This is a genomic window from Nostoc sp. KVJ20, assembly GCF_001712795.1.
In the GTDB taxonomy this organism is placed as follows: Bacteria; Cyanobacteriota; Cyanobacteriia; order Cyanobacteriales; family Nostocaceae; genus Nostoc.
This window is the reverse complement of sequence record NZ_KV757652.1, coordinates 21,599-38,883: the sequence shown is the minus strand read 5'-3', so window position 1 is coordinate 38,883 and position 17,285 is coordinate 21,599. Positions and strand designations below refer to the sequence as shown.

Sequence of the window (17,285 nt, the reverse complement as noted above, 5' to 3'; positions counted from 1 at the left end):
GTTAAGAGGTAATCTATGGTGCGAAACTCAAAGCTAGGGTACAGAACGTTCCCTAAGTCTATTCTGCGTCCATCTATTGTTATAAGCATAATTGCATCTTTATTGGTTGGCGGAATAAGTTTTTATATAGTAAAACGCTGGCAAAATTATGCAAATCCAGAGGCACAAGTACCAGCAACACAATTACCACAGTTAAAAACAGTAACAGCTTTAGGGCGACTCGAACCACAGGGAAAGGTAATTAAACTCTCTGCTGCGGTGTCTGCGGAGGGAAGTCGAGTAGAAAAGTTGTTGGTGAAAGAAGGGGATAGGGTAAAAGCAGGACAAGCGATCGCAATTTTGAACAGCCGCGATCGCCTCCAAGCATCATTAAAAGAAGCGCAGGAACAGGTAAAAGTAGCCCAGGCAAACCTAAACCGCACCCAAGCAGGTGCTAAACGTGGTGAAATTGCTGCCCAAAAAGCTGCGATCGCTCGTTTAGAAGCCGAACGCCAAGGTGATCTTAATGCCCAAGCCGCGACAATTGAGCGATTCCAAGCCGAAGTGCGTAACGCCCAAGCCGAAGACGAGCGCTATCAGCGACTATATCAACAAGGCGCAATTTCCGCTTCTCAACGGGATAGCAAGCGTTTAAACTTGGAAACCGCCCAAAAAAGCCTACAAGAAGCCCAGGCACTATTAAATCGTACCCAATCAACTAGTCAGCAACAAGTTAAACAAGCCACAGCAACACTTGATGAAATCGCTGAAGTACGCGGAGTGGATGTAGAAGCAGCCAAAGCAGAAGTCAATCGTGCCATAGCAGCTATGAATCTGGCAAAAGTCAATCTTGAACAGGCTGTAGTGCGATCGCCCCAAAATGGCCAGGTATTTGAGATCCATACCCATCCTGGAGAATTAGTATCAAATGATGGCATTGCAGATATCGGCCAAACCAGCCAGATGTATGTCATAGCCGAAGTCTACGAAAGCGATATCAGCAAAGTGCATTCAGGGCAGCAAGTGCGAGTATTTGGTGATTACCTCCCGATTGAATTACAGGGAATCGTAGATCGCAAAGGCTTGCAAGTGCGACGACAGAATGTCATCAACACAGATCCCGTCAGCAATATCGACAACAGAGTAGTAGAAGTTCATATCCGACTAGATGAAGCTTCCAGCCGAAAAGCTGCCACCTTAACCAATATGCAAGTTAAGGCAGTAATTGAATTGTGAAAAGGGGATTGGGGACTGGGTAGTGGGTACTGGGGACTGGGAGATTCTGAAGTAGATGAGTGGAGTTCTGAAGTCCCCCCAATCCCCAGTCCCTAATCCCCCGTCCCTAATCCCAAGTCCCTAATCCCCAATCCCCAGTCCCTAATTATGAGATTGCTCAAACAACTGCTACGGCGAACTCCTCTAGGATGGCTGCAACTGAATCATGAAAAAAGCCGTCTCTTCGTGGCATTGTCAGGTATTGCCTTTGCGGATCTTCTGATGTTCATGCAGTTAGGCTTTCAAACTGCATTGTATGACAGTAACACCAGATTACATCGCAGTTTGCAAGCAGACATTGTTTTAACAAGTCCCCAAGCCCGTAACTTGCCAAGCTTGTCTACATTTTCTCGTCGGCGACTTTACCAAGCAATGGATATACCAGGGGTGAAGTCAGCCGAACCAATGTATTTCAATAATGCAATCTGGAAAAATCCCCAAACACATCGTGAGACAGGGGTGTTAGTTATCGGCTTTAACCCAGACAAGCCAGCTTTTGACTTAACAGATGTTAACCAGCAATTGCAAACGATCAAAATGCCAGATACCGTTTTGTTTGATCGTGGTGCAAGAGGAGATTATCAAAAAGCGATCGCTCAAATTGACCAAGGTAAAACCCTGACTACAGAAATAGAACGGCGCACAATTACCATTAGTGGCTTATTCCAAGTCGGGGCTTCCTTTGGTTCTGATGGCAACCTGATTACCAGTGATCAGAATTTTTTGCGGCTATTTTCTGGGCGACAGTCCAGCAGTGTCAGTCTAGGTTTGATTGTTCTTAAACCAGGCCATGAACCGAAAAAAGTAGCAGCAATGCTCAAAGCCTACCTGAGAGATGATGTCAGAGTCTTAACCCACGCCGAATTTATTGAATTTGAAAATAACTTCTGGAGAACAAATTCACCCATTGGGTTTATTTTCAGCCTGGGTGTATCGATGGGCTTTGTCGTGGGCGTGATCATCGTCTATCAAGTCCTTTCCACCGACGTTAATGCCCATGTCCGAGAATACGCCACCTTCAAAGCTATGGGATATCGCAATTACTACCTCCTAGGTGTGGTGCTTGAAGAATCGTTGATCTTGGCAGCACTCGGCTTCTTCCCTGGATTGGGAGTATCTTTAGCACTTTACCAACTGACTCGCAGTGCCACAAATTTACCCATGTACATGACTGGAATTCGGGCATTGCAGGTATTAGTGTTGACTATCATTATGTGTACAATTTCTGGTGCGATCGCCACCCGCAAACTCCAAGCCGCCGATCCTGCTGATATGTTCTAAAAATTGTCATTTGTCATTGGTCACTGGTCATTTGAAAAGGACAAATGACGGTCATCACGAGTAATCAAGCTATTTATGACTAGTCAACCCGTCATCTCTATTAAAAATCTCGACCACTATTTTGGTCATGGTTCACTCCGCAAGCAAATTCTATTTAACATCAACTTAGAGATTAATGCTGGTGAAATTATTATCATGACTGGTCCTTCTGGTTCTGGCAAGACTACTTTGCTGACCTTAGTGGGTGGGTTGCGTTCTGCCCAATCTGGTAGTTTGCAGGTGTTAGGACGAGAACTTTATGGTGCGAGTGCTGAACAACTAGTGCAAGCGCGACGCCGTAATGGTTATATTTTCCAAGCACATAACTTGCATGGTAGTTTAACGGCACTCCAAAACGTCAAAATGGCTTTGGAATTGCACAAACATCTTGGGTTAAAAAAGATGCGAGCTAGGTCAGCCCAGATGTTAGAACAGGTAGGATTAGGAAATCATTTGCATTACTATCCTGATAAACTGTCTGGGGGACAAAAACAAAGAGTAGCGATCGCTCGTGCCCTAGTCAGTCATCCTCAAATAATCCTCGCGGATGAACCCACCGCCGCCCTTGACAGTCAATCAGGACGAGATGTAGTCAATCTCATGCAAAAACTGGCAAAAGAGCAAGGCTGCACCATCTTGATGGTTACTCATGACAACCGCATCCTAGATATTGCCGATCGCATCGTTGACCTGGAAGATGGTAAACTCAAGTCAAAAGTAATACTATCAGCCTAAAATTGATCAGCGTATTCCATCATGCAAAGTTTATACTCGCGGACTTACTTACCTAGTTTAAGTAATTTCCCCATACCGATTTCAATCTAACAGTGTGATATTAGTGTCCAGTTGAAAAAGTGTCCAGTTGATTCCAAGATTTCCTTCAAGTATATTATGTAATGAGTATGATCACAACGAGTTTCCTTTATTGCCTAACAAGTGAAACATATAGCAAGTCACAAGAGCGTTTTTGCCATCAACCATAGTTAAATTTTATGCTCATTATCAATGTCATACACATTAATTATTAGAGTTAATACCAATTCACTAATAATTACAGATAAAATCATTCGCCCTTGCAATCCATAAGTACTTAGAGAATTTCCTAACTCCTAACATTTATGGTTTACAACAACATCGGCTTCAAATAGGAAACACTGGCAATAATAAGCTAGTCTATTTTCCAACACAAGCAAGGGGTTTTTTGTAGTTCTATGATTATTGAGAATAGCGCTAGTAGTTCAAACAAAAAGTTGCTTGGCTTTGATGTCAAAACTTTGACAGCCAATCGTCATCCAATAAATGTGTTAAAGGGAATATTTGCTGTTCTCCCAATCGCTTTGGCATTGCCTGTAGATGCTTTAGAAGTAAAAGTGACTCCAACTAATCCTAAATTAGGGGATACACTCTCGGTGGAGATCAATCTAGATAATCCAGAAAATGGTACAAATCCAACAGTAGCTAGTGGTAATAATACATACCCAGCTTTTGAAATTGCACCTAATCAGTATCGGGCTTTTATTCCCACAACTCCACTAGAAAAAGCTGGAACTAGAACACTTCGGGTTGCAGGGGACGGTCAAGTGCAAAACTTGGCAGTGAATGTGCTTAATCGCAAGTTCCCCGTACAACGCATTACTTTGCCACCTGGCAAAGCTGGAGTGAAGGCTACAGAGCATGAACTTCAGCGTGTGGCAGCTTTTAAGGCACTACAAACACCAGAAAAGTATTGGAATGGAGTATTCTTAAGGCCAAATGCAGGGCGAATGAGTACAACCTATGGTGTACGTCGCTACTATAATGGTACATTTGCAAATGACTACTATCATCGTGGTCTTGACTACGCTGGTGCTGCCGGTTCATCCGTAATTGCCCCAGCCGCTGGGCGAGTTGCTTTGGTAGGTAGGGTATCCCAAGGGTTTCGGGTTCATGGTAACGTAGTTGGCATTGACCACGGTCAAGGAATAACCAGTATTTTCATGCACCTTAGTCGTATTAACGTTAAAGAAGGTGATTTTGTCAAAGCTGGTCAATTAATTGGCGCAGTAGGTTCAACAGGTGCTTCTACGGGGCCACATTTACACTGGGGTTTGTATGTCAACGGACAATCTGTTGATCCAACACCTTGGCGAACTAAGGTCTTTAACTAGTAGAGGCGGAGTTGATCACGTCTGTGAATAATTTGTGTATTTTTTGCTGAGAATTAGGCAAAACAAATTGGATTGATACCGTCCCTACCTTGCTTGGCTAACATAAATGATGATAAGCGTTATGAGTATCGAAAAAATTGTAGAACAAGCTCTCCAGGATGGTTATTTGACGCCAGCAATGGAAGCAGAAGTCGGTAGAATCTGTGACAACGCCTCGGAACTCTCAATTGAAGAGTATATGGCGCTGGATCGGCTGATGGGTGCGCTATTGACTGGTGAGGTAGTGGCGGTACCTCGCAAACAATTCATTAACGTTATGGAAGAATTGGTACTGACGGAAGCGATCGCACGAGTCGCAGAAATTGAAGCTACCAGCGAAAGTTCTCTGGATGTCGGGGATATTGCCGCTTACGCTCTCAATCGCCTACCACCTCTGTATGCTACTACAGAAGAGGGTGCTAACTTCCAGCGCCAAACGGCTCAGGCACAACTGCAAGACTTCATTTCTCAGCAAGTAAGTGAGGCGATCAACCGTTACCTAGATCGACCCAATTTCTTCCCAGAACGGCAAGCCTTGGGCAAAAACACTGGCAATGAGGTTGTACGCCAAGTTAGTGCTTTACTCCAAACATACGCACCTAATTTTGAGCAAAAATTATAATTTTAAGAGTCATTAGTCATTAGTCATTGGTCATTGGTCATTGCCACTAAGATAAGTACAAAGTTTTGCGTTGCCTAGTTCCCAGCCTCCAGGCTGGGAAACCATTCAGGGAGGCTCCGCCTCCTCTTTTTTGAACAAATAAATTAATCTCGTACTACCACTGCTGTACCTAAACTCACTTGGTCATACAACAATCGGACATCAGAATTACGCATCCTTAAGCAGCCGTGGGATACAGCCGTTCCTACCAGGTCAATTTCCGGCGTGCCATGAAAGCCAATTTCATTCCGTCCATCTGTCCAAAAACCAATCCATCTGTCTCCCAAAGGACTATCCGTACCAGCTTCAAAGACTTTGCCCGTAATTGGGTGACGCCAAATTGGATAGTGTCGCATGTGGATTATCTGGAAAGAACCTGTGGGCGTTTCCCAACCTTTCTTACCTATAGCAATTGGGTAGCTGGCTATCACCTCATCTCCTGCATATACGTAGGTGCGGCGATCGCTTAAATCAACCACCACTTGCTTCTTCGCATCTGCCAGACTATTAGATGCTACTTGTTGGGCTGAAGCCTTAGACCATAGAGCTTTTGGCCAGCTATCCGCAACTGGATTTTGTCTTGCTGTTTGTGCTACCACCTGCGTCTTAGTTGGTAGATCGGTTGCTTTCGCGATATTTTTCTTAATGGTTTGGGGCTGATTTTGAGGCTTAATAGTAGAAGGCTTAAATGTAGATGCCTTTTGATTAGTTGCTTTCGCTACAGGTTTCTTAATTATTTTCGATTTAGTTTGAGACTTACCAGCAGAAGACCTGAGTGTAGAAGCCCTCCGAGTCGTTGCTTTCGCTACATTCTTCTTAATTGTTTTTGACTTAGTTTGAGGCTTAAGAGCAGAGGGCTTTGGTGTAAATTCCCTCTTCTGGGCAGTTGAGCCTTGGGTCACTTCACCAGGTGGCATAGAAGATGCGCCCATAGCAATTTCTCCTAAACTCACTTGAGAAAGATTCTTGTAGACTCCCTCTGGCCGGCTTCCCTTGGGATTGCTTAGGGTAGAATCTCGCCGCATCGAAGTAGATGCAGTCTTCTCAAACTGCTGTCCCGCCGTAGTAATGCGCCAATGGACACCTAAAGATAGAAATGCTGTGCCAAAACAGAGCAACATTACCATCCGCCCTACAGATTCATTTCTTAGCATTGCCATCGCCTATTGTTTATCCCTGACATATTTAGCCGAGCAATTGAATGTGTTCATCATCCTATTATCAAAAATTTATCAATACTTATCATTTCTGCTATAAATCTGCCAACACCTCTGGGCAAACTAAGACTATGCGAATTGTCCCAGCGGCAAAACTTCAAGTGAGAAACCTGATTACTCAAAAGTTCTGGGGATTGTAAGCCAATACTTGGACTTTTTGGTGGAACTCTTGAAATGTAGCAATCAATCATCAATGGTGTAGGTGGAAGAAAAACCATGTTTGAAAAACTATTGCTAGCAGTCACAATTACATTTTCCCTCAATTTCTTTTTTCAAGTTCGCGTACCAGAGCAAGATAACTCTAGTGCTGCCTACGGCCCACAACCAGAACAATCAGCAACTATTCTGGTAACAAAATCAAAAAAATAAATCACTATCTTAACAACCACAGCAACCTAACTTCCAGAAATTATTACCTGAATTTTAAAGGTATCAAGAAGTTAGAATTACAAAATTTTTATCTTAATCCTTATAACCAGATTTAATTATTTTAATCAAGCGTATATACCCAGTTGCGAAAAGTACTAAAATGTGCATATATAGTGCCTTTGTTAGTTGATGGGTGAAAAGGCAACCATGTGAGCAGTATAAGGAAAAAGTGGCCTTCCTTATTGCTATAAATGTATCCAAAATTGTATGCTTCAGTGTTCCAGTAATAAATCCGTCACCTTGGCATGGAACTTATGTCTCATTAGCAGGTCTAATAGATAGGGATGATTTAGAGCCAGTACGATCTATGAGTCAGTCGATTACTGTATCCTGGTCAACGGTTGATGCAAAGTATCCAGAAGCATCAGTGCAAGTTGACAAACTCCCTAACCACGATTTAATTTTGCGCTGTCAAGCGGGACTGCGACCAGATCGTGTTGCGTTTGCAGAATTATTACGCCGCTATCAAAGTCAAGTTGATCGAGTTCTCTACCATCTGGCTCCAGATTGGGCTGACAGAGCCGATTTGGCTCAAGAAGTTTGGATTCGAGTGTATCGGAATATTAACCGATTACAAGAACCTGCTAAATTTCGGGGCTGGTTAAGCCGCATTGCCACCAACTTGTTTTACGACGAGTTACGGAAACGCAAGCGGGTTATGAGTCCTTTGTCGCTCGATGCTCCCCGCTCCTTAGAGGACGGCGAGATGGATTGGGAAATCGCTGGTGATACTCCCGGCCCTGAAGAAGAACTGACAACTAGAGAATTTTACGAGCAACTGCGGGAAGCGATCGCGGATTTACCAGAAGTTTTTCGTACTACCATCGTCCTGAGAGAAATCGAAGGCATGGCTTATGAAGAAATTGCCGAAATCACTGGAGTTTCCTTAGGAACTGTAAAGTCAAGAATAGCCAGAGCTAGAACGAGGCTGCAAGCTCACTTGCAGAATTATCTAGACTCCTAATTTACAGTATTTTGCCTCTGCCCAATGGCAGAATTTAAGCATAGATTAAGAATTACCAGAAAGACGTAGATTGCCTCTGCCCTAAGGAGGAAAATTGGCTAATTTTCCCGAATTTCCCGCCCAGTTTACCCGTGTATGAATTGGTAATAATGTTAAGATGACTACTGATTCTCAGTTTTACGACCGTTCACCTTTGCAACTTCCTCAAGATTTGCCAGATGGAATGGACAAGCATACCAATGAATCAACGGGTCTTATGGATATGGTGAAGCGCGATCGCTTCGAGTTATTGAGTGCTTACCTCGATGGTGAAGTCACAGCTACCGAACGCAAGCAAGTAGAAGAATGGCTGGCAAATGATGCCTCGGTTCAATGCTTGTATGCCCGACTGTTAAAGCTGCGCCAAGGCTTGCGGACGCTCCCAGTACCAGCAGCCCAAGAGTCCCCAGAAGCAACAGTTCAGAAAGTTTTGACACGTTTGCACCGCCGCTCTCGTCTCAACTGGATGCTGGGGGGTGCAGCCGTTGCTGCTTGTGTGATCGGCGCAGTATCTAGCTTAGTACCTGGCGCTTCGAGAGTACCACAACTGGCACAAAGACCACAAACAGAACCGATACAAACATCGTCAGCGTCTATAGTTCCCCCTTCGCCGCTGATGGTGGGACTAAATAACCCGGTAATTGAAATTCCTAAAGCAGCAGTAGCTTCTCCAGAAAATCCGGTTTATCGGGTACAGCCACAACGCCAGGACTCTAGACAGGACATAAACTAATCACAAAGTTAACAGTTCACAGTTCATGACTGTATTTTGCAGTTAAACCTGAGCCACTCCACCAACCCTCAGGTTGGAGGCAGCCTCTTAATTGCTCAACTCGGTCTAGAGTCATTAAATAAACCCAAGCCCAACCCAGAGAGAGCGACTGTGAATCGTAAACCTCAATCATTTGTCGATTATAGAGGTTTGCTGATGGTTGTCTAGTTGGCTGGTAACTTTCCAGCACATCTAATTCATTTAAAATCTTTAGGTTGGGAAAAAAAAGTAAATATCCGTGAACTTGGCTATCTCCTAGCGTCATCGCCGGGTATCCCATTGGTAGAGCAAACAATTTACCTTGTGCAAAAGCTAATTTGACATCAACCACTTTACCAGCACAATATCTTTTATAGTTAGCTTCACCTGGTTTGAGCGTGCCATAGACAAAAACCCTCACCAAATCAGAAAATTCTATATTTGATTCAACCATTTAAACTTTCATTAAATGACTTTTTCCATACCCGAAAAGCTAACAGTTTGGGCATAATCAGGCTGATGCTCAATTATATAAATCTTTGAGTACTTGACCTACAATATAGGTTAACCTAGCAGGTTAACCTAGACAGACCCAGTAGGAGCATTTTTGGTGGATTCTCGATATAACCCAGCAGCAATTGAGGAAAAATGGCAAAAGACATGGGTAGAACTTGGCTTAGATCAGACACCCACAGCTAGCAACAAGCCAAAATTTTACGCTTTATCCATGTTCCCTTATCCATCGGGCAGCCTACACATGGGTCACGTCCGTAATTATACGATTACCGACGTGATTGCCCGCCTCAAGCGAATGCAAGGGTATAGGGTAATACACCCAATGGGTTGGGATGCCTTTGGCTTGCCAGCAGAAAACGCCGCCATTGACCGTGGTGTACCGCCAGCAAAGTGGACTTATCAGAATATGGCCCAGATGCGGCAGCAATTGCAGCGTCTTGGTTTATCCATTGATTGGGAATGTGAACTTGCTACCTGTTCACCAGACTATTACAAGTGGACACAATGGATTTTTTTGCAGTTTTTGCAAGCAGGGTTAGCTTACCAAAAAGAAGCAGCAGTAAACTGGGACCCTATTGATCAAACTGTACTGGCAAACGAGCAAGTTGATAACGAAGGACGTTCCTGGCGCAGTGGGGCAATAGTTGAGCGCAAATTATTACGCCAGTGGTTTTTCAAAATTACTGACTACGCCGAAGAATTGCTCAATGATTTGCATAAATTGACAGGTTGGCCGGAACGCGTCAAGTCGATGCAGGCAAACTGGATTGGTAAATCTACAGGCGCTTATTTAGAATTTCCTATCGTTGGGATAGATGAAAAAATCGGTGTTTACACCACACGCCCAGATACCGTTTATGGTGTCAGTTACTTGGTGTTAGCACCAGAACATCCTTTAACAAAAGGTGTCACTACAAAAGAACAACAAGCGGCGGTAGAAGTTTTTATTAAAGAAGTTTCCAATCAAAGTGAGTTGGAACGTACCGCTGAAGACAAACCTAAGCGAGGTATCCCCACAGGTGGTAAGGCAATTAATCCATTTACAGGCGAGGAAGTGCCTATTTGGATTGCTGACTATGTACTGTACGAGTATGGTACTGGGGCAGTGATGGGTGTACCGGCACATGATGTTCGGGATTTTAAGTTTGCCAAAAATTATGATTTGCCGATTGATTTTGTCATTGTTTCCCCAGATGATGTGGCAGGTTTTGATTTAACTCCAACATCAGAAAATGATGAAGTCACGCAACTCATCCAAATTGAATATAACCAGGCATACACTGAACCAGGAATTTTAATTAATTCTGGGGCTTTTACTGGTATGGCTTCTATAGAGGCTAAACAAGCAATAATTGAATACGCCGAACAACAAGGTTTTGGTAAAGTGCGGGTGCAATATCGCTTGCGGGATTGGTTAATTTCGCGGCAGCGTTATTGGGGCGCACCCATACCTGTAATTCACTGTCCCAACTGTGGGATAGTGCCAGTTCCCGATAAAGATTTGCCAGTAGAGTTGCCAGAAGAGGTGGAATTTACTGGACGTGGCGGTTCACCTTTGACTCAGTTGGAAAGCTGGGTAAATGTGCCTTGTCCGACTTGTGGCACTCCGGCGAAGCGGGAAACTGACACGATGGATACCTTTATTGATTCCTCGTGGTATTTCTTACGGTTTCCTGACGCGAAGAATGAAGAACAGGTTTTTGATTCCAGTAAAATTAACGACTGGATGCCAGTTGACCAGTATGTGGGTGGAATTGAACACGCGATTTTACATTTGTTGTATTCGCGGTTCTTTACTAAGGTGTTACGAGACAGAGGTTTATTAAATTTTGACGAACCCTTCCAACGGCTGTTAACTCAAGGTATGGTGCAGGGTTTAACTTACCTAAATCCCAAAAAGGGTGGTAAAGATAAATGGATTCCTTCTAATCTAGTAAATTCAGCCGACCCCCGTGACCCCCAGACTGGTGAACCGTTACAACGTCTCTATGCCACCATGTCTAAATCAAAGGGCAATGGTGTAGCGCCAGAAGATGTAATTTCCAAATATGGTGTAGACACAGCGCGGATGTTCATCTTGTTCAAAGCGCCGCCAGAAAAAGACCTGGAATGGGATGAAGCCGATGTGGAAGGACAATCCCGCTTTTTAAATCGAGTTTGGCGTTTGGTGACAGATTATGTTGCGGCTGGGGTATCCCGTAAAAAAGCTGAACTCTCTGATTTAACTAAGGCAGAAAAGGAATTGCGGCGGGCAATTCATACGGCTATTCAAGCAGTAACGGAAGATGTGGAAGATGAATATCAATTCAACACAGCGATTTCAGAATTGATGAAGCTGAGTAACGCCTTAACTGATGCTGACGGCAAAAATTCACCAATTTATGCAGAAGGTATTCGGACTTTGGTGGTTTTACTAGCACCATTTGCACCACACATTGCTGATGAATTGTGGCATTTATTGGGTGAAAGTGATTCAGTTCACACTCAAACTTGGCCATTATTTGACCCTGCGGCTTTGGTAGCTGATGAAATCACTTTAGTAATTCAAGTTATGGGTAAAACTCGTGGCTCGATTCAAGTACCAGCACAAGCAGATAAAGCAGCGTTGGAGAAATACGCCCGTGAGTCAGAAATTGCCCAGCGTTATATCGAAGGCAAAGAGATTAAAAAGGTAATTGTGGTTCCGGGAAAGTTGGTGAATTTTGTAGTTGGCTAAGTAGAGTTTTGCGTAAACTCGTGGCGAATTGAGGGGTGAAATTTAAACATAGATGCACTTCTCTACGAGACGCTACGCGTAGCTTGCTTCCCCGTAGGCTACGCTTTTCCGCAGGGTAGGGGGCAGAAAATTTGCTATGAATTAATGAAATGTTGTACTTAGCAATCGATAAAATTGTAAATGTAGCCTGAAAAAACATTAGAGGATTTGCATCCGTGACACTCAAAGACTTAGAACAAAAACTTCTTGCCCTCAGACAAGCGTGAAAAATTACAGGCTATCAGTTATTTGCTCAAAGTCTCGGCAACAATTAGCAAGGAGTTGAGAAAACTCCTAGAGTCTCCTTTATAGGTAGAGTATTCTGAATTCTGAATTCTGAATTCTGACTCTTGTTTTATTTATACACGAAAAAGCGCTTGAGAGTTTTGCTCACTCAAGCGCTTTCCCGTAAAAGCTTATACCAACTCACTCGTTTGATGCAACATTTGAAATCTGCAACATTCCCTGAGGAGGGAGCATTACGGGGATAACTTGTGACAAACATGTGGTGAAATGGTATCACTCCTTGCACTAACTAAGAATATCTCTTTTGCAAGAATACCGGGGATCTGGTGAGTGACAGTTTATGAACTGAACACTAGTTAAAAACGACTCACCATGAATAGTAATTAAAAAGACTAGTCACGATTGTAGCAATTTTGTAAGTGTAGTATAAAAACTGATAGTTAATAACGTAGGCGTACCCCACCGTAGGCATCACTTCCCAATAAATTCAACATCATAAAGTACAGCAATTAGTAGCATGAATATCTCAACTTCTGTGGCAAATAAATCGCCATTGAGTAAGCCAGAAAAGGCTTGGATATTAGAATCTAAGTGATTTGGACTGTAGTAAATCATCGCCTCCTTTATAGATGGAGGTATTCTTTAAACAATGGCAACCCAAGAACAAATTTTCGACCCAAGTACATTAAAAAGTTTGGGTTGGGTATCTTCTATCTCTTAGCAAACGGTGACATCCAAGTTTTCCGCATAGTGTAGACGATTACTTCCTTCGTGGAAACAAAACATTGCTTTTTCACCGACGATTCCCGCGATATTCAAAACGATTTAGCGTGTTTTTATCAAAACAGCCGAAGCGAATCATGGGTAAGATTTAAGAATTGATCATACCTGTGCCTCATCTAGATAGACGTTTCATCCTTAGCGAAAATAGTCCCTCCCCTATGAGCAAACGTCTTAACCTGGCGTCTAGGTGTGTGGTAAGATTGCCTGGAACAAAGGTTTTATCTGAGTTGAAGTCTCGGTATAAATTGCAAAGTTCAAGCTGACCGATCAGTAACTCTCATGATACTTTTCCTATAGATTTGGAAAATATACAACAAGTCTGGTAACGATCTCAGTGTAATTTTTAGATAAATATCTAGAATTTGCTGCCAGAATAAACCAAATTCCCACAATTTTGACTTTTATTTGACTTTTAGGATACACACATGAACGATAAGCTGATGCTGATGATTCCAGGCCCAACACCGGTGCCAGAAGCTGCCTTACTGGCATTAGCCAAGCATCCGATTGGGCATCGTACCAGTGAATTTAGCAACATATTGGCAGAGGTGACGGAAAACCTGAAGTGGCTGCACCAAACTCAAAGTGATGTGTTGACGCTAAATGTCAGTGGTACGGGTGCTGTAGAAGCCGGAATAATTAATTTTCTCTCTCCAGGCGATCGCATTTTAGTTGGCTCTAATGGTAAATTTGGTGAACGCTGGGTAGAAGTTGGTCAAGCCTACGGTTTGAATGTAGAAGAAGTTAAGGTGGAATGGGGAAAACCCTTAGACCCCGCAGTATTTGCTGAAAAACTCCAAGCAGATACCCAAAAGCAAATCAAAGCCGTAATCATTACCCACAGCGAAACCTCGACGGGTGTCTTGAATGACCTAGAAACCATCAACCGCCACGTTAAAGAACATGGTGAAGCTTTAATTATCGTTGATGCGGTGACTAGCTTGGGTGCGTTTAATCTACCCGTGGATGCTTGGGGCTTGGATATAGTCGCCTCCGGTTCCCAAAAAGGTTATATGATTCCGCCGGGATTGGGTTTTGTTTCTGTCAGTCCCAAGGCTTGGGAAGCTTACAAAACTGCGAAGCTACCAAAATATTATTTGGACTTAGGCAAATATCGTAAAGCCACAGCCAAAAATACAACTCCATTTACTCCGCCTGTGAACTTGATTGTAGCGTTACACACCACGTTGCGAATCATGAAAGATGAAGGCTTGGAGTCAATATTTGCTCGACACGAACGGCTGAAAAATGCTACCCGCGCCGCCATTCAAGGGTTAAATTTACCCCTGTTTGCAGCAGATAGTTCTGCTAGTCCAGCGATTACGGCTGTAGCACCACAGGGAATTGAACCGGATAAGATTCGGTCAGTGATGAAAAAACGCTTTGATATTGCCCTAGCAGGTGGTCAAGACCATTTGAGCAACAAAATTTTCCGCATTGGTCACTTGGGTTTTGTGAGCGATCGCGATATCCTCAGTTGTATAGCATCCTTAGAAGTTACCCTCTCAGAACTTGGCTACGAAGACTTTACCCCTGGTTCTGGTGTAGCAGCAGCAGTTAGAGTGTTTACACAATAGTCATTGGTCATTGGTCATTAGCAAAGGACAAAGGACAAATTAAAAGAGCGAGTTAAATTATCAACTCGCTCTTTTAATTTGTATATAAATGAGTAGAAACCGCCAGAGTCAATAGATTCAGATATCAACTTTTGCACAACGTAGAGTTGATGTGACATGGCTCAATTCTCCTAAATCATACCAAGTTGTCCTAGATAGTATTATTTGCTCCCGAAACAGTAGCGCAGCGTCTTTGACACCAAAGAAACTAACTTTGTCAACTTAGTATGATACCAAATTGGTATAAATAGTGTTGGTTTGAGAATCCGTTAAGGGTCTTTTGGTAAAGACTTTAAATCCAAAACCCAAAATCCAAAATTGGTATGACCTATGCCGTTTCCAGCCAATCATAAATTTTTTCTAACTGCTCTAAAGTAATCAACCCATACTGCCAAAGAATCATTGCTAAAGGGCCTGGGTCTTGCTCACGGTGTCGAAGCACCACCGCCAGTGAGGCTGTGGAAATCGCCAAATCTTCTTGTAAAAAATGCATCAGTCGAGAATATTTCGATGGTGACATTTGTATCTCACCTCCTTGTGCAGAATGTATTGTCATATATCAGTTCACCATTGCTTGGTAGACAGTAGCCAGTATTTAATCTGTCACTGTGCCGTTATCGGCTATACACCCACCCCAGCACAGCTTTTTTGATTTGCCTTAGAGAAAGGCTTCTCATAAAAGGTCTAAGAAATAGAAATTTTCCTACAAACCATCTGCTCGATTTTCAAGCAGTATTTTTGCTTAGTTAAATTGGCTCCATCTCGTTGACTTTTGTGCTTTATTTAATCACACGTGTAGTAACAAAGATTCCATAGCCTATACTCTCTTATTGGCGACTATTTACACTTACGCCCAAGGGAATATTTTTGCAACCAAACCTCAAGACCGCAATTTCAGGTTGGAGACAGTAGAATTTTACATCATTACCACAGTTTTCAAATATTAGCGTTACAAGTGACTGTTTTACCACATATAGTGATATTTTTTACAAAAAAAACATATACTTAGACCATGCAGGTTCTTAACAGAGTAACTACTTAAGTCTTTATGGTCGCAAAGCACTAAAGTCTCAAAATTCGATTTTGACAGTATCGCCCACTTTCAAGTTCAATTCGGCAGCTCTTCCAGAGCGAAGTTCAATTACCTTATCTATTGGTGTGTTTGGGCCATAGGTAGGACAAGGCTGATTTGCACAAGGAGGTGCAGAAGCTTGAATATATTTAACGACACCGTTCTGTAAAAATACCATATCCAAAGGCACTGGTACATTCTTCATCCAAAAACTTACTGGCTGTGCTGAAGGGAATCCAAACAGCATCCCTCGGTCATCTGGCAAAGCTGGTCGATACATCAAGCCCATCGCTTGCTGTTCTGGGGTCTGCGCCACCTCTAATTTAATTGTTGTACCATTCGGAACAATGGCTTTAGCAGAAATTGGTAGTGTTTGACCTAAATTCTCTGGTGCTGGAGTTTGAGAACCAGAGGTGAGGCTGGGAGGTTTAGCTGTTGTTGGCATAGAACAGCCCATCAGAAAAATACTCAGCAATATCGAGAGCAAACTTAGCCGACGACTCATATATTTGTTCGATTTTGTAATTTAGATTTCAATTTTACAGAATTTAAGCTGGAAAACCCACGGCTTTGATTCGTCCCCTAATACACAGCCGTTTTTAACCTCAATTAACAGACAAGAGGCTTAAACCCGTTGTTAAAGGTAGGGAAACTTCCGCCTGTACTAGGATTCTCTTAAAACGTAGCCGACACCGCGCACTGTCTGAATGAGCCGCTTTTGACCTTCATCTTCAATTTTTAGGCGCAAGTAGCGGATGTACACTTCAATTACATTCGACTCACCCAGAAAGTCGTAACCCCAAACATTTTCTAAAATTTGTTCGCGGGTTAACACCTCACGAGGATGTTCCATTAAGAATTTTAATAGTTCAAATTCCTTCATTGTTAAGTCAATTGCCCGTCCGCTATGTATAGCACGGCGAGTTGCTATGTCTAAAATCAAATCCCCAAAGCGCAATTGCTCCGTGGTATCCACATCGGGTTTTAAGTAGAGGCGAATTAACTTCAAAAAGTCTTCTGAACGGTAAGGCTTGAGGATGTAATCATCCGCTCCAGCTTCTAAACAGGCTACACGATCATCGACTGTATCCCTTGCCATTAAAATCAATACAGGCGATCGCATACCAGTGCTTCTCATATTTTTACACAATGAGAGTCCTGATTCTCCTGCTAGCATCCGGTCTAAGACAATTAAAGCAGGTTGGCGATCGCGACAGTGTTGTAAGCCACTGGTCGCATCATGAGCCAAAATTGATTCATAGCCGGCTTCTTGCAAATCGCAAGCAAGCTGATTTGCTAGGCTCTCATCGGTTTCAATCACCAAAACACAGGGACTTGAAGCAACTGTCATAACAATTTGGGATATTGGATTTGGGATTCGTAAAGATATTCCAGAGAAAATCTTTACATCAGTCATAAAGTGCAATTACGAGTTTTTAGTGACGGAGCAATCCTGATTTGACACGCTGCTAAGAA

General features: G+C 43.0%; 16 protein-coding genes. 10 read left to right on the top strand and 6 right to left on the bottom strand.

Annotated features, from left to right (window positions below; all coding sequences use genetic code 11):
* Nucleotides 1-18: 18 nt before the first annotated feature.
* The 5 genes from A4S05_RS23300 (at nucleotide 19) to A4S05_RS23280 (ending at nucleotide 5,382) form a co-directional block, all read left to right on the top strand.
* Complete coding sequence (locus A4S05_RS23300; RefSeq protein WP_069072199.1) at nucleotides 19-1,215, top strand: ABC exporter membrane fusion protein; 1,197 nt, start codon at nucleotides 19-21, stop codon at nucleotides 1,213-1,215.
* A gap of 147 nt (nucleotides 1,216-1,362) precedes the next feature.
* On the top strand, nucleotides 1,363-2,535 hold the full coding sequence (gene devC / locus A4S05_RS23295) for an ABC transporter permease DevC (protein WP_084227230.1): 1,173 nt from the start codon (nucleotides 1,363-1,365) through the stop codon (nucleotides 2,533-2,535).
* Between the two features lie 75 nt (nucleotides 2,536-2,610).
* Nucleotides 2,611-3,309, top strand: a complete 699-nt coding sequence (locus tag A4S05_RS23290) for a DevA family ABC transporter ATP-binding protein (RefSeq protein WP_069072165.1) — start codon at nucleotides 2,611-2,613, stop codon at nucleotides 3,307-3,309.
* Between the two features lie 476 nt (nucleotides 3,310-3,785).
* Complete coding sequence (locus A4S05_RS23285) at nucleotides 3,786-4,721, top strand: M23 family metallopeptidase (RefSeq protein ID WP_069072164.1); 936 nt, start codon at nucleotides 3,786-3,788, stop codon at nucleotides 4,719-4,721.
* Between the two features lie 121 nt (nucleotides 4,722-4,842).
* On the top strand, nucleotides 4,843-5,382 hold the full coding sequence (locus A4S05_RS23280; RefSeq protein ID WP_069072163.1) for a late competence development ComFB family protein: 540 nt from the start codon (nucleotides 4,843-4,845) through the stop codon (nucleotides 5,380-5,382).
* Between the two features lie 143 nt (nucleotides 5,383-5,525).
* Here A4S05_RS23280 and A4S05_RS23275 read toward each other — a convergent pair whose 3' ends face one another.
* A complete protein-coding gene (locus tag A4S05_RS23275) occupies nucleotides 5,526-6,242 on the bottom strand; it encodes a L,D-transpeptidase (RefSeq protein ID WP_370684481.1) in 717 nt (238 codons plus the stop codon).
* Between the two features lie 612 nt (nucleotides 6,243-6,854).
* On the opposite strand from A4S05_RS23275, the gene A4S05_RS41905 reads away from it, so the two are divergent.
* The 3 genes from A4S05_RS41905 (at nucleotide 6,855) to A4S05_RS23260 (ending at nucleotide 8,803) form a co-directional block, all read left to right on the top strand.
* Entirely contained in the window at nucleotides 6,855-7,007 is a 153-nt protein-coding gene (locus tag A4S05_RS41905) for a hypothetical protein (RefSeq protein ID WP_176727076.1), read from the top strand.
* A 367-nt stretch (nucleotides 7,008-7,374) separates the two neighbouring features.
* Nucleotides 7,375-8,031 (top strand): sigma-70 family RNA polymerase sigma factor, encoded by a 657-nt coding sequence (locus A4S05_RS23265; protein WP_069072160.1) that lies wholly within the window; start codon nucleotides 7,375-7,377, stop codon nucleotides 8,029-8,031.
* 157 nt (nucleotides 8,032-8,188) lie between these two features.
* Nucleotides 8,189-8,803 (top strand): anti-sigma factor family protein, encoded by a 615-nt coding sequence (locus A4S05_RS23260; RefSeq protein ID WP_069072159.1) that lies wholly within the window; start codon nucleotides 8,189-8,191, stop codon nucleotides 8,801-8,803.
* 16 nt (nucleotides 8,804-8,819) lie between these two features.
* On the opposite strand, the gene A4S05_RS23255 is transcribed toward A4S05_RS23260, so the two are convergent.
* Nucleotides 8,820-9,275 (bottom strand): gamma-glutamylcyclotransferase family protein, encoded by a 456-nt coding sequence (locus tag A4S05_RS23255; protein WP_069072158.1) that lies wholly within the window; start codon nucleotides 9,273-9,275, stop codon nucleotides 8,820-8,822.
* A 156-nt stretch (nucleotides 9,276-9,431) separates the two neighbouring features.
* On the opposite strand from A4S05_RS23255, the gene leuS reads away from it, so the two are divergent.
* The gene (gene leuS / locus A4S05_RS23250) at nucleotides 9,432-12,053 is read left to right on the top strand and encodes a leucine--tRNA ligase (protein ID WP_069072157.1); all 2,622 of its coding nucleotides are present in this window, start codon (nucleotides 9,432-9,434) and stop codon (nucleotides 12,051-12,053) included.
* 756 nt (nucleotides 12,054-12,809) lie between these two features.
* On the opposite strand, the gene A4S05_RS41900 is transcribed toward leuS, so the two are convergent.
* Nucleotides 12,810-12,953 (bottom strand): hypothetical protein, encoded by a 144-nt coding sequence (locus A4S05_RS41900; RefSeq protein WP_176727075.1) that lies wholly within the window; start codon nucleotides 12,951-12,953, stop codon nucleotides 12,810-12,812.
* A 593-nt stretch (nucleotides 12,954-13,546) separates the two neighbouring features.
* On the opposite strand from A4S05_RS41900, the gene A4S05_RS23245 reads away from it, so the two are divergent.
* Entirely contained in the window at nucleotides 13,547-14,698 is a 1,152-nt protein-coding gene (locus A4S05_RS23245; protein WP_069072156.1) for a pyridoxal-phosphate-dependent aminotransferase family protein, read from the top strand.
* Nucleotides 14,699-15,065: 367 nt separating this feature from the next.
* Here the strand turns inward: A4S05_RS23245 and A4S05_RS23240 are convergent, their stop codons facing one another.
* From A4S05_RS23240 to nblR, 3 genes are all read right to left on the bottom strand, one after another.
* Nucleotides 15,066-15,293 carry a DUF2949 domain-containing protein gene (locus A4S05_RS23240; RefSeq protein ID WP_069072155.1) on the bottom strand — a complete coding sequence of 76 codons (228 nt, stop codon included), beginning with the start codon at nucleotides 15,291-15,293 and terminating at the stop codon, nucleotides 15,066-15,068.
* 514 nt (nucleotides 15,294-15,807) lie between these two features.
* Entirely contained in the window at nucleotides 15,808-16,314 is a 507-nt protein-coding gene (locus tag A4S05_RS23235; protein ID WP_069072154.1) for a DUF192 domain-containing protein, read from the bottom strand.
* Between the two features lie 159 nt (nucleotides 16,315-16,473).
* Nucleotides 16,474-17,160 carry a response regulator transcription factor NblR gene (gene nblR / locus A4S05_RS23230; RefSeq protein ID WP_069072197.1) on the bottom strand — a complete coding sequence of 229 codons (687 nt, stop codon included), beginning with the start codon at nucleotides 17,158-17,160 and terminating at the stop codon, nucleotides 16,474-16,476.
* Nucleotides 17,161-17,285 lie beyond the last annotated feature (125 nt).